Annotated in this window: 9 protein-coding genes; 1 reads left to right on the plus strand and 8 read right to left on the minus strand. The window is 66.2% G+C overall.

What is annotated here, in order from left to right; genetic code table 11:
- Positions 1-9: 9 nt before the first annotated feature.
- Entirely contained in the window at positions 10-1536 is a 1527-nt protein-coding gene (locus ACN9MW_RS15805; protein ID WP_426161401.1) for a M48 family metallopeptidase, read from the plus strand.
- Here the strand turns inward: ACN9MW_RS15805 and ACN9MW_RS15810 are convergent.
- From ACN9MW_RS15810 to ACN9MW_RS15845, 8 genes are read right to left on the minus strand one after another with little or no spacing between them, the layout of a single operon-like run.
- Positions 1533-2504, minus strand: coding sequence for a thymidylate synthase (locus ACN9MW_RS15810; protein ID WP_426161402.1), 972 nt, complete (start codon positions 2502-2504; stop codon positions 1533-1535). The two genes, ACN9MW_RS15805 and ACN9MW_RS15810, sit on opposite strands and share 4 nt — an antisense overlap.
- 12 nt (positions 2505-2516) lie before the next feature.
- Positions 2517-4067 (minus strand): DEAD/DEAH box helicase, encoded by a 1551-nt coding sequence (locus ACN9MW_RS15815; protein WP_426161403.1) that lies wholly within the window; start codon positions 4065-4067, stop codon positions 2517-2519.
- Entirely contained in the window at positions 4064-5143 is a 1080-nt protein-coding gene (locus ACN9MW_RS15820) for a threonine aldolase family protein (protein ID WP_426161404.1), read from the minus strand. Before ACN9MW_RS15820 ends, ACN9MW_RS15815 begins: the two co-directional genes overlap by 4 nt.
- An 8-nt stretch (positions 5144-5151) precedes the next feature.
- Positions 5152-6969 carry an ABC transporter transmembrane domain-containing protein gene (locus tag ACN9MW_RS15825; protein ID WP_426161405.1) on the minus strand — a complete coding sequence of 606 codons (1818 nt, stop codon included), beginning with the start codon at positions 6967-6969 and terminating at the stop codon, positions 5152-5154.
- 20 nt (positions 6970-6989) lie between these two features.
- Entirely contained in the window at positions 6990-8057 is a 1068-nt protein-coding gene (locus ACN9MW_RS15830; RefSeq protein WP_426161406.1) for a lipocalin-like domain-containing protein, read from the minus strand.
- Entirely contained in the window at positions 8057-10627 is a 2571-nt protein-coding gene (locus ACN9MW_RS15835) for an FtsX-like permease family protein (RefSeq protein ID WP_426161407.1), read from the minus strand. Before ACN9MW_RS15835 ends, ACN9MW_RS15830 begins: the two co-directional genes overlap by 1 nt.
- Positions 10615-11040 (minus strand): DUF4124 domain-containing protein, encoded by a 426-nt coding sequence (locus tag ACN9MW_RS15840; protein WP_426161408.1) that lies wholly within the window; start codon positions 11038-11040, stop codon positions 10615-10617. The genes ACN9MW_RS15835 and ACN9MW_RS15840 overlap by 13 nt, the downstream gene beginning before the upstream one ends.
- Positions 11037-12449 carry an FAD-binding oxidoreductase gene (locus tag ACN9MW_RS15845; protein ID WP_426161409.1) on the minus strand — a complete coding sequence of 471 codons (1413 nt, stop codon included), beginning with the start codon at positions 12447-12449 and terminating at the stop codon, positions 11037-11039. The genes ACN9MW_RS15840 and ACN9MW_RS15845 overlap by 4 nt, the downstream gene beginning before the upstream one ends.

Consider the following 12449-nt stretch of genomic DNA (forward strand, 5'->3'; position numbering starts at 1 on the left):
GGAGCATGATTGGAATACAAAGCGTTTGAGCACTTAGTCCGACGGCTGGAGCTGGATTCAAATTCCAGCCCGGAAGCCTTCCGCCGCAAGGTATTTGCCATCAGCCTGGCCGCCTATGCAACCCTGTTCGGGTTGCTGGCCGGGCTGCTTGCGTTATTCGCCATGCTGGTGCAATGGGCAATCGAGTCGCACCGTGCCTTTGCGATGATCAAGGCTGGCCTGGCCGGCCTGTTCCTCCTTTCCCTGATCTTTGTCATCCTGCGCGTGATGCTCATGCGGCTGGACCCGCCGACCGGGCGTGAACTGGTGCGCGATGAAGCGCCCAAGCTGTTCGATATCCTCGAAAAGCTGTACGGCAAGCTGAAAGGCCCGCGTATCGAGCACGTGCTGATTACAGACGAATACAATGCGGCGATCGTGCAGCATGCCCGATTCGGCATTTTCGGGGGCTACCGCAACTACCTGCTGGTTGGCCTGCCGTTCCTGCTCGGCTCTACGCCGAAGGAAATGCTGGCCGTGCTGGCCCACGAATACGGCCACCTGTGCGGCGACCACGCCAAAGGGTCCACCAGGATCTATCGCCAGCGCCGCCTGTTCGTCGCCATGTACCAGCACCTGGAGAGCAGTGCGGACGACAATGTCGTGAGCGCGGCGATCGTGCGCGCCCTGAAGCGCTTCTTCCCTTATTACAGCGCCTATACCTTCGTCCTGTCGCGCCAGGACGAATACGAGGCCGACCAGATCGCCGTCGACATGGCAGGCCACACGGCGACTTCCCAGATGCTGGTACGCGCCCGCCTGCTCGGCGACTGGATTGCCCGCGACTTCTGGCCCAGCATGTACGAGAACGCGGATCGGCTGGAGCGTCCGCCGTTCATGCCGTTCTCCTCCATGCGCCTGGCGATCAAGGCCAACTACGACGAATGGGCCACCAGGAAGGCGCTGGATGCCGCCTGGGCCACGCGTTCGGATCTTGACGACACCCATCCCTGCCTGCGCGAGCGGCTCGATGCCATCGAGATGGCGCCGGTCCTGCCGCCGCCGGTCGATACCTGCGCTGCGGACGTGATGCTGGCCTCCGGCGTCGGCAAGAAACTGGAAGCGGAGCTGGACCAGGATTGGTGGGACGTCAATTCGCGCGGCTGGGTTCACCGCTTCCGCCAGGTGCAGAATTCCCGTGTCCGCATCGGCGAGCTGTCGGCATCGCCGCTGTCGAAACTTTCGGTGCAGGATTTGCTGGAGCTGGCGTCGTTGAAGCTGGACTTCGAAGACACCGCGTCCGCCAAGCCGGCGCTGGTCGAATTGATGAAGCGCGGCGGCGGCCCGTATCCGCGCGCCTCGCTGATGTATGGACGCGTGCTGGTGGCCGAAGGCGACCGCCGTGGCGTCGACCACCTGCGCGAGGCCGCGCTGAATGAGCCGCGCCTGCTGGAGGAAGCCGCACAACGCGGCTACCAGTTCTTGCTGGAGAGGGACGGCGAAGCCGTTGCCAACCGCTGGTGGGGCAGCATCGTGCCCCAGGACGAACCGGCTTAAACGGCCATCGGCGCCGTCAGCGGCGCGTGGTGCTGGTAGCCTTCCAGCGTGAAGTCGGAAGGCTCGATCTTCTCCAGCCACTCCGGTTCGTACTTGCCGGTCTCGGCGAAAGCGGGTACGCGGCTATTGATGTGCAGTCGCGGCAGCGGCAGCGGCTCGCGCTTCAACTGCTCCTGCACCATGTCCATGTGGTTCTCGTAAATGTGCGCATCGCCGATAAAGTAGCTGAACCAGCGCGGCTGGTAGCCGGTCAGGCGGGCCACCAGGTGCAGCAGGGCGGCGCCTTCTGCGATATTGAAGGGCGTGCCCAGGCCGATATCGTTGCTGCGCACGTACAGGCACAGGGAGATCTCGCGCGTCGTGGCGTTCGGGATGAACTGGTACAGCAGGTGGCAGGCCGGCAGCGCCACCTGGTCCAGCACGGCCGGGTTCCAGCCGTGGAACAGGATGCGGCGGCTGGAGGGGTTGTTGACGATGGTGTCCAGGCATTCGCGCAACTGGTCGATGGCCTTGTACATCAACACTTTCTGCACGCCGTCTTCGTCCAGCGGGGCGACCTGGCGGAAGCCGTTGCGTTCTGCGTCCGCAATCTGCGCGGCAGCGGTGGCGTCCAGCACCTTGTAGCCCGGCCACTGGCGCCACTGCACGCCGTACACCGGGCCCAGGTCGTCAGTGCCGGCACGGTGCGGGTTGGCCAGCCATTGGGCGTTTTCATTGGCGTTCTGGTCCCACACCTTGCAGCCCAGGGCGCGGAAGTCGGCCGCGCTGCGCGAGGCGCGCAGGAAGGCGCACAGCTCGCCAACCACCGATTTGAAGGCCAGCTTCTTGGTCGTCACGGCAGGGAAGCCGTCGTTCATGTCAAAGCGCATCATCGCGCCCGGCACGCTGAGGGTGCGGATGCCGGTGCGGTTGTCCTGCCAGCTTCCTTGTTCCAGCACGGTGCTGATCAATTCCTTGTACTGCTTCATGCGATTCTCCGTTTATCGTTTGTTGCCGCGGCCGCCGGGCTTGGAAGCTGCGCGGCCGGCGGCGCGTGCTGCCGATTTGGCGCCGCGCGTGGCGGTCACCACGACTTTGCCGCCGCCACTCGGGCCCACGGCGCCAGCGCCGCCGCGGTTTCCGCTAGCGCCCCTGCCGGCGCCGGGGCTTCTGGCGCGTGCGCCATAGATTGGTCCGCGCGAGCGTTCTTTTTCCTTTGGCGGCAGTTCTTCTTTCAGCCCGCCGAAACCGCCTGCCGGACGAGGGGTGTCATCGCGGGCCGGCTGCTGCTTCGCGGCCGCTCGCTGCGCGGTGCCGGTTGCCGTTCCTTTGGCCGGCCTGTTTGCGCCGCGGGCAGGGCTGGCGCCGGCGGTCCGTGATGCGGGCGCGCTCGGCGTTCCGGTCGAAGGCACGCGATGGTCCGCCTCGAAGCCCGCTTCTTCCTGACGCGGCAAGACCGCGCCTGTCAGCTTTTCGATTGCACGCAGCAGTTCGACTTCGTCGGCGCAAACGAGCGACACTGCCTCACCCTCGGCGCCGGCACGGCCGGTGCGGCCGATGCGGTGGACATAATCCTCGGCCACGGTCGGCAGGTCGAAATTGACCACCAGCGGCAGGGCTTCGATATCCAGGCCCCGGGCTGCAACGTCGGTCGCCACCAGGATCTGCACATCGTTGGCCTTGAAGCGCTTCAGCGCCTTGATGCGTGCCGGCTGCGGCTTGTCGCCATGGATTGAATCGGCCGGGATGCCTTGGCCCTGCAACAGGCCAAGCAACTGCTCGACACCCTTGCGTGTCTTGACGAAGACCAGGACCTGGCCCCAGCCCTCCTTGCGCAGCAGGTGCACGAACAGCTCCGGCTTGCTGCGCTTGTCGGTGGTGAACACCAGCTGGCGCACGGTGCGCGCTGCCGTGTTAGGCGCGCTGGCCTGGACGGTGAGCGGGTCGCGCAGCAACTGCCTGGCCATCGCCCGGATTGATTCCGGCATGGTGGCCGAGAACAGCAGGGTCTGGTGCTCGGCCGGGAGTGCGGCAAACAGCAAACCCAGGTCGGCTGCAAAGCCCAGGTCCAGCATGCGGTCGGCTTCGTCCAGCACCAGGGCGGTCAACTGGCCGAACTCCAACGCACCTTTGCGATGGAGGTCGAGCAGGCGGCCGGGCGTGGCCACCAGCACATCCAGTCCCTTGCGCAGTTTTGCCAGCTGCGGCTCCATCGGCACGCCGCCATAGGCGACAGCGGAACGCAGCGGCAAGTTGAAGCCGTAGGTATGGAAGCTCTGGTACACCTGGTCGGCCAGTTCGCGCGTCGGAACCAGCACCAGGCAGCGCGCGTGGTTGGGGGCGGCCTGGTCGCCTTCCATGGCCAGGCGCTGCAGCAGGGGCAGGGCGAAAGCGGCGGTCTTGCCGGTACCGGTTTGTGCGGCGGCCAGCAGGTCGCGGCCGGCCAGGATTGCGGGAATGGCTTGTTTCTGAATTGGCGTCGGCGTTTTGTAGCCGATCGAATCGAGTGTGCGAAGGAGCCCGTCAATCAGGTCCAGCGAAGCAAAACTCATAGCGCGTCGCTCCATAAAGTGAGGGCTTGGCGGACTTGTTCGTCCGATAGTGCAAGCAGGTTATCGCCGACATACCATTCGGTATAGCTGGCGCCGGACAGTTGCGCGTGGGCTGCGCGGTTGAGCAGCCACACGCCATGCTGCGCAGCGATCTCGTTGCGGATCTGCAGCAGGCGGTCGCGCTCGACCGGCACATGGATATGCAACATGTTCGCATGCGGCCGCGCAGGATTGGCGCGCAGCCGGGGGTAGTCGCGCAAGGTGTCGTACAGCCATTGTGTACGGCGGAAATATTCGGGCATGGCCGCCAGCCGTGCATCGAACTCCATGGCAGCGCTGACCACGTAGGGCGTGCGGTGGATCACGTTGCCGCCCTGGCGGCGGAACCATTCCTGCGCACGGGCGATGAAGTCACGGCTGCCCAGCAGCATGGCGCCGCCCAGGCCGCCGATGCCCTTGTAAAGCGAAACGTAGACGCTATCGAAGCCCGCCGCCACCTCGGCCGGCGCTCGGCCGTAGCCGGCAGCAGCCTCCCACAGGCGCGCACCATCCATGTGCAAGTGGATGCCATGTTCGCGGCAGTGGGACTTGATCGCCGCCAGCTCGTCCCAGCGCGGCGACTGGCCGCCCAGTTCACGCGCCGGCAGTTCGAGCGCCACGGCTGCCAGCCGGTCGGGCACGGCCTGCAAATCTGCGAGCGTGAAGGGGCGGTGCAGGTCGCCCAGCTGGATGGCCTGGAAGTGGTCCAGCAGCTGGTGGTTGCTGCGTTCATGCTTGAAGATGTGCGCTGTCGGGTGCAGGCCCACCAGGCGGCTGCCGCGCTCCATGCAGGCCAGGCGCAGTGCCGTGACCTGGGTCATGGTGCCGGTGATGCAGAAGGCCGCGGCCTCGAAGCCCAGCAGCTCGGCGACTTTCTGCTCGAAAGACTGGATCAGTTCACCCTCGCCATACACGTCATGGGCGATGCCGTTGGCTTCGCACCAGGCGGACATGGCGCCAAAGACCTGCGCCGGCGAAGGCTGGCGATGGCCTGGCAGGATGGTGCGGCAACCCTGGCGCAGTTCGGCGTCGCTCACGTCGCGCCTCAATGGGTCACGTGGACATGGTGGAACTGCAGCGCCGCCAGGTTGGCGTAGATGCCGCCCAGCGCCACCAGCGACTGGTGGGTGCCGGTTTCGACGATCTTGCCGTCTTCCATGACGATGATGCGGTCGGCGCGCTGCACGGTGGCCAGGCGGTGCGCAATGATGATCGTGGTGCGGCCCACCATGGCTGCCTCGAGGGCGCCCTGCACCAGGCGTTCGGATTCGGCATCCAGGGCGCTGGTGGCTTCGTCGAGCAGCAGCAGCGGCGGGTTTTTCAGCAGGGCGCGGGCAATTGCAATGCGCTGGCGTTGGCCGCCGGACAGGCGCACGCCGCGCTCGCCCAGGAAGGACTTGTAGCCGTTAGGCAGGCGTTCGATAAATTCGTGGGCGGCAGCCAGGCGTGCGGCCTGGATCACTTCCTGGTCGGTTGCATCGGCACGGCCATAGCGGATGTTTTCCATCGCGTCGGCCGAGAAAATCACCGTATCCTGTGGAACGATGCCGATGGCGCCGCGCAGGGTATGCAGGTCCAGCAGGCGGATGTCGGTGCCGTCCAGGCGGATCGCGCCCGATTGCGGATCGTAGAATCGCAGCAGCATCTGGAACAGGGTGGTCTTGCCGGCGCCGGAGGGGCCAACCACGGCAACGGTTTCGCCCGGCTTGATATCGAGCGTCACGTGGTCCAGCGCCAGCGTGTCGGGGCGCGAAGGATAGCTGAACGATACCTCGGACAAGCTCAGGGCCGCGCCATTGGCGGCGCGCGGCGGCAGGGCTTGTGCTTGCGCCGGGTTCTGGATGTCGGAGCGCACGGCCAGCAATTCGAGCAGGCGCTCGGTCGCCCCGGCCGCGCGCTGGGCTTCTCCCATGACCTCTGACAGCGCGCCGATCGCGCCTGCGACGATGGAGGCGTACAGGATGAACTGGCCCAGGTCGCCGCCCGTCATGGTCCCCTCCAGCACCGCATGGGCGCCCAGCCACAGCACGAAAACGATGGTGCCGAATACCAGCACGATCGCCAGCATGGTCAGGAAAGCACGAGCCTGGATGCGGCGCATGGCGGTGCTGAACGCACCTTCGACGGAGCCGCCAAAGCGCTTCGCTTCCAGCCCTTCATGGGTAAAGGCTTGCACGGTCGGCATGGCATTCAGAATTTCGCCGGCCATGGCCGAAGCATCGGCCACGCGGTCCTGGGAGTCGCGCGACAGCTTGCGCACGCGGCGGCCAAACATCACGATCGGCAGCACGGTCAGCACCAGCAGGCCGATGATGATGGAGGACAGCTTGGGGCTGGTAATAAACAGCATCACCAGGCCGCCGAGGAAGAGCAGCACATTCCGCAAGGCCATCGAAATGCTGGTGCCGACGACGCTCTGGATCAGGGTGGTGTCGGTGGTCAGGCGCGACAATACTTCGCCGGTCTTGGTGGTTTCGAAGAATTCGGGGCTTTGCTGCACCACGTGGGAATACACGGCGTTGCGGATGTCGGCGGTGACGCGTTCGCCGAGCCAGGACACGCTGTAGAAGCGCGCCGCCGTCGCCAACGCCAGCACCGTGGCGACTGCGAACAGGGCCAGGAACACTTCGTTAACGTGGGTTGCGCTGCGCACGCCGGCATTGGCGCCGAAGCCCAGGTCGATCATCTGCTTGAAGGCGTAGGGAATCGCCAGCGTGGAACCGGCGGCGACCACCAGCGCAATGCCTGCGATGATAAAACGGTTGCGGTACGGCTTGAGGAAGGGCAGCAGGCCCTTGAAGGCGGCCAGGCTGCCTTTCTTGAGTTCTCGGGCTTCAGGCTGGCCGTTGTCGGTGGTGCTCATTGCGTATTCTACGTTCTTGTTCAAAGTTTCATCGGACGGACATAGCCCGTCAACTCCAGGTAGCCGCGCCCCGCCGGTTTGCCGCCGCGCGTGACGGTCACCGCGCCCTCCCAATACACCGCGCCGGTCGAGCGGCGCGAATCGAGTTCCTGGTCCTGCTGCAAAGGACTGACCTGCCACTGTTCGGGGCCGGTGGATATCAGGGTGGCGACGGGATACTCGGCTTGCGTATGCGGCGATTTCCATCGCTGCTGCGGAGTAAAACTGACCTGGTCCTGCGAATAGTGCGTGATCTTACCGGATGCATCGCGCCATGTCGCGTGGGCCCACAGTTTACCACCTTGGCGGTCCCTGATCTGGAATGCCATCAGGGCGCCGCCATCATCGAGGTTGATGCCGGCCCAGTCCCAACCGGCGGCTGCGGGATCGAGCACCTGGCTTGACCATTCGTGATCGAGCCAGGTGATGCCTTGCACGGCCTGTGGCGCGGCTCCGCGGCGGGTGAGGGTGCCGCTGGTGCCCAGTTGCGGCTTGCTATAGTAGTAACTTGCCTGTTCCGGCCTGGGGCCTTTGCGGGAAAAGCCGGCGTCGCCTTGCAGCAGGACGGGTTGGGTCGGCTGCAGCTTCAGCGCCAGCGCGAAGGCCGCGGCTTCGATGTCGATCTGATAAGTGCCATCTTCGGCGCGCTCCATGCGCCAGCCATCCAGGTGCACGCTGGTGTCCTCGGTGGATGCGCCGGCCAGGCCGAAGCCCGCGCGCGCAGTGCGCTGGTCGTGCAGCAGCTTGCCTTGCGCCGGGTCGGATAGCGCGACGTGGGCGACGATGATGTCTTTCGGCGCGAACTGGCTGGGGTTGTCGCGGCCATGACCGGTGCTGCTGCGGAAAAACGTCACCTGGTAGCCGAGCTGGCGGCCGTCGGCGGTGCCGAGCCAGCCGGTGGCGTACCACCATTCGGTCTTGAAGCCGGGGTGGGCGCCGAAGTCGCGCGGGAACTGGAGCTGGACGCCAGGCGTGACCGGCGTGAAGTCGGCTGCCTTCAACGGCAGGATGACAGCCAGCGCGAGCAGGAGGCAAAGCAGGGCGCGCATCACCAGTCCTCCCTCACGGCGCGGATTGGACCGCCGGACAGGGCTTGCCGGCCTGCGATGAGCGCAGTTGCTGCCGACGACAGCAGCAGGGCCAGGGCGACGGTGGCCAGCAGCGGCCAGGGATAGTGCATCTGCATCGTCCAGTGGAAAGATTGCGGGTTGATGACGTGGACCAGCACCAGGCTGATGACCCAGCCAAGGGCGAAGCCGGCCAGGATGCCGAGGGTGGTCAGGGCGGCGCCTTCCAGCGCGAGGATGCCCAGCACCTGGCCGCGCGTGACGCCAACATGGCGCAGCATGCCGAACTCGCGGGCCCGTGCCAGCATCTGGGCCGAGAAGGTGGCGGCGACGCCAAACAGGCCGATGACGATGGCGATCGCTTCCAGCAGATAGGTCACTGCGAAGCTGCGGTCGAAGATTTTCAGCGTCAGGTTGCGGATCTCGGCGGGAACGCTGGTTTCGACCAGTTCGCCGAAGGGCAGCTTGCGGATGTTTTGCTGCACCTGGGCTGCGCTGGCGTTCTTGGCCAGCCAGATGGCGGCGTCGCCGGCGTCGCGGTCGCCGGTCATGGCAATGTAATCGGCGCGGCGCACGATGACGGCGCCTCCGGCGCGGGCGTAGTCGCGCCAGACGCCGGCGACGTGGAACTCGCGCGGCTTGCCCTGCAGCGGCAGGCGCAGCGTGGCGCCGGGGCGCAGGCCGTACAGGTCGGACATGGCTTCCGAGACCCAGGCCGGCGGCAGCGCGGTCGCCGCATGAGCCGTCCCCTCGACGAGGACCATTGCGCGATCAGGATCGGCCGGGTCGACATCGCGCGCCAGCACGGCAACGTTGGCACGGTCGGGCGCCAGGGAGACCGAGCGTACGCGCAGGAATTCGATGCGGGCGATGCCGGGAACGGCGCGCAACGCATCCTGCTCGGCGGGCGAGAGGCCGCCGGTGGCGCCGGCCGATGCGCTGCGTGCGTACACGTCGGCCGGCAGGATGCGCAGCACCCATTCATCCACCGAGGTACGGAAGCTCGCTACCATGATGGCCATCGCCACCATCAGGCTGAAACTCGCCAGCACCCCACCCAGTGCTATGCCGGCCTGGCCCGATGCATTGGCAAGCCGGGCCAGCGCCAGTGCGAACACGGGACTTGCCGCTGCCGGGCTGGCGGTCGGGCGCGGGGCCGCGCGGCTGGATGCCGCATGGCGGGAGAGTGCGGCGAAGGCAATGCCGGACAGCCGCGGCATCAGGGCAATGGCGCCAATGAGAAGCAGGGCGATCGACAGGTAGCCAAAGACCGGCAACTCCAGTACCGGCGGCGCGAAGGTCATGGCGCCGGCTGCGCCAAGGCAGGCCAGTCCGGGCCAGGGACGCGACAGCGGCCGCAGCGCAGTTTCGTCCGTGCCGGCCTTGAGCGCCACGGCAGGCCGCGCGCGCGCCGCGTCGAAGGCTGGCGCCAGGCCGCCAAGCAAGGCCACGCCCAGTCCCAGCCCGAAGTAGGCCAGCGCCGCAACCGGAGCCCACTGCACGCTTGGCTGGACGCCGGCAAAGTAGCCCGCTCCAAGGTCTCCGCCAAACAGCCGCAGCACGGCAGCGGCCAGCGCATAGCCGCCAGCCACGCCGAGCGCCGAACCGATGCTGCCCAGCAGAGCGCCTTCCAGCAGCACCTGGCGGATCAACTGCCGGCGTTCCAGCCCCAATACCCGCAGCAGCGCAAACTCGCTGCGACGCCGCAGCACCGACAAGGCCTGCGACGAAAATACGAGGAAGGCGCCGGTGAACAAGGCGACCAGCGCCAGCACACTCAGGTTGACGCGATAGGCCCGGCTCAAATTCGCATTGCGGCTTTCCTGCTCCGCATCATTCGGTTGCCCTACCCGGAAGCGGCCCGGGAACTCGCGTTCCAGCCGTGCGGACAGCGAGCGTTCGAATGCGCCGCGATCGACGCCATCGCGCAACTTCAAATCGACGCGCGACAACTTGCCCAGCCGCTGGAAATGCCACTGCGCCGCGGCAATATCCATGACCGCAAAACGCTGCCCCACGCGCGCACGTTGCAGCGAACCGGCGACGCGCAGCACGGCGACCTGGCTGCCTGCCTGGAGCCGAAGTTCGCCGCCGGGCCGCGATTGCAGCCAATTCATGGCCGCGGGCGACAGGAAGATCGCGTCGTCAGCCAGCGTGTCGTAGGGCAGTTCTTCGTCGGGTGCGCCGATCAGGTCCGGCGTGATAAAGCCCGCCCGGAACACGTCAAGGCCGATAATTTTCAGCGCTTGCCGCGCACCGGGCAAGGAAGCGTCGAATTCAAGCACCGGAGAGGCGACAGCCACTTCCGGCAGAAGGGCGAGGATCGGGTAGGCCGCCTCATCGAATGTGGCTTCGGTCCCGCTGACCTGGATATCTGCCTGGCCCGACAAACTGTGGACAGCGGTAGTGAATTCGTTCAGCGCAGCGGCGTTGACGAGGTGGATGGCAAACCCCAGCGCCACCCCGATTGCAATCGCTGCAATAGCGGTCAGCGCCCGCACCGGGTGCGCGCGCCATTCGCCAATGGCCAGCCAGCGCGTCAGCCGCCGCATTCCAGGTGGTACATGTCTGCGGCGCGTTTCGCTTTCAGCCTGGCGCGTTCGGTGTTCTGGAGTGTGGCGCCGCGCGCATCTTCCTCCGCCCATTTGTGCTGCATCTGGAGTTTCTTGCATTTCTTGTTATGGCTGGCCACGGCCCGTGCCTCGGCCAGGCTTTCACGCTCTTCGCGCGCTTCCTTTTTGCGGCGCTGGCTGGCCATTTTCTCGGCTTCGCGTTCCTGGCGCTTCAGGTCCGCTGCGGCAGCGGGATCGGGCGCCGGCGCCGACGGCACGGCGATCGTGCTGGCGACGCCTTTCTCGCATGGCTGCTGCGAGTAGCTTACTTTTCCATCGACGGTGCACTTGTGCAGGGCTTGCGCGCCTGCGGGCAGCACCGTCGCCAACAGCAGCAAGGGCAGGAGTTTCATAGGACTTTCCCTGGATTCATCAGGCCCAAAGGATCCAATGCGGCCTTGATGGCCCGCATCAGGTTCAACTCTACCGGCGACTTGTAGCGCGCCAGTTCGTCACGCTTCAAGGCGCCAATCCCGTGCTCGGCCGAAATCGAGCCGCCATAGGCTGCCACGGCATCGTGCACGACGCGGTTGACCGCCTCCTGGCTGTGCAGGAAGTCTTCGTTCGCCACGCCAGCCGGCGGCGCGACGTTGAAATGCAGGTTGCCATCGCCCAGGTGGCCGAAGCACACCAGCTGGCAACCGGGGAATGCGGCCTGCAACTGCGGTTCCGTGCCTGCGATGAAGTCGGCAATCGAGGAAACCGGCAGCGAAATATCATGCTTGATGTTCTTGCCGTCGGCTGCCTGGGCCAGCGGAATATGCTCGCGCAGGTCCCACAGCCCGCGCGATTGCGCTGCGGAGCTGGCAACCACCGCATCCTGCACCGCGCCTTCGCCAAGCGCCGCGCCAAGTGCGCGCTCGAGCAGCGCCGCCGCATGGGCCTCCGATTCGCTGCTGGACAGTTCCAGCAAGGCGTATTGCGCATGTCCGTCGGCCAGCGGCTGCGGCAGCGCCGGGAAATGCTTGGCCACCAGGCGCATGCAAAAGGCCGACATCAGCTCGAAGCCGGTCAGGCTCGCGCCGCAATGGTCCTGCATGACCGACAGCAGCCGCAGTGCGGCCGCCGGCGATTCCATCGCCGCCAGCGCCGTGACCGAAGCCTTGGGTTGCGGGTATAGCTTGAGCACTGCGCCGGTAATGATGCCCAGCGTGCCTTCGGCGCCGATGAACAGGTCGCGCAGGTCGTAGCCGGTATTGTCCTTGCGCAGGCCGCGCAGGCCGGACCAGACCTCGCCCTGCGGCGTGACGACTTCCAGCCCCAGGCAGAGTTCACGCGTATTGCCGTAGCGGAGCACGCCGGTGCCGCCGGCATTGGTGGAGAGGTTGCCGCCAATGGTGCAACTGCCTTCCGCCGCCAGCGAGAGCGGGAACAGGCAGCCTTGTTCGGCCGCTGCTTCCTGAGCTCGTTGCAGGATCACTCCGGCATCGACTGTCATGGTGCGGTTGACCGCGTCGACCTGGCGCACCTTCTGCATGCGCGCGAGCGACAGCACCACGGCGCTTCCGCTGGCATCGGGCACGCTGCCCAGTACCAGTCCCGTGTTGCCGCCTTGCGGCACGATCGGAATGCGCGCTGCCACGCACAGCTTGACCGTGGCGGCGACTTGTTCGGTATCGGCAGGCCGCAGCACGGCCAGCGCGCGGCCGGTGAAACGTCCGCGCCAGTCGCGCAGAAAGGGCGCCATATCCGCTTCGCCGGAAATGACGTGCGCGTCGCCGAGCAGGGCGCGGCAAGCGCCCAGGAAAGCGGAATTATCCAT

Source organism: Pseudoduganella sp. R-34, assembly GCF_049904655.1.
GTDB lineage: Bacteria > Pseudomonadota > Gammaproteobacteria > Burkholderiales > Burkholderiaceae_D > Rugamonas.

What these genes read in the sequence shown, in the direction of transcription:
- ACN9MW_RS15810 (WP_426161402.1), bottom strand. Translation starts at nt 2,504, where the DNA reads ATGAAGCAGTACAAGGAATTGATCAGCACCGTGCTGGAACAAGGAAGC.
- ACN9MW_RS15815 (WP_426161403.1), bottom strand. Translation starts at nt 4,067, where the DNA reads ATGAGTTTTGCTTCGCTGGACCTGATTGACGGGCTCCTTCGCACACTC.
- ACN9MW_RS15825 (WP_426161405.1), bottom strand. Translation starts at nt 6,969, where the DNA reads ATGAGCACCACCGACAACGGCCAGCCTGAAGCCCGAGAACTCAAGAAA.
- ACN9MW_RS15830 (WP_426161406.1), bottom strand. Translation starts at nt 8,057, where the DNA reads ATGCGCGCCCTGCTTTGCCTCCTGCTCGCGCTGGCTGTCATCCTGCCG.
- ACN9MW_RS15835 (WP_426161407.1), bottom strand. Translation starts at nt 10,627, where the DNA reads ATGCGGCGGCTGACGCGCTGGCTGGCCATTGGCGAATGGCGCGCGCAC.
- ACN9MW_RS15840 (WP_426161408.1), bottom strand. Translation starts at nt 11,040, where the DNA reads ATGAAACTCCTGCCCTTGCTGCTGTTGGCGACGGTGCTGCCCGCAGGC.
- ACN9MW_RS15845 (WP_426161409.1), bottom strand. Translation starts at nt 12,449, where the DNA reads ATGGATAATTCCGCTTTCCTGGGCGCTTGCCGCGCCCTGCTCGGCGAC.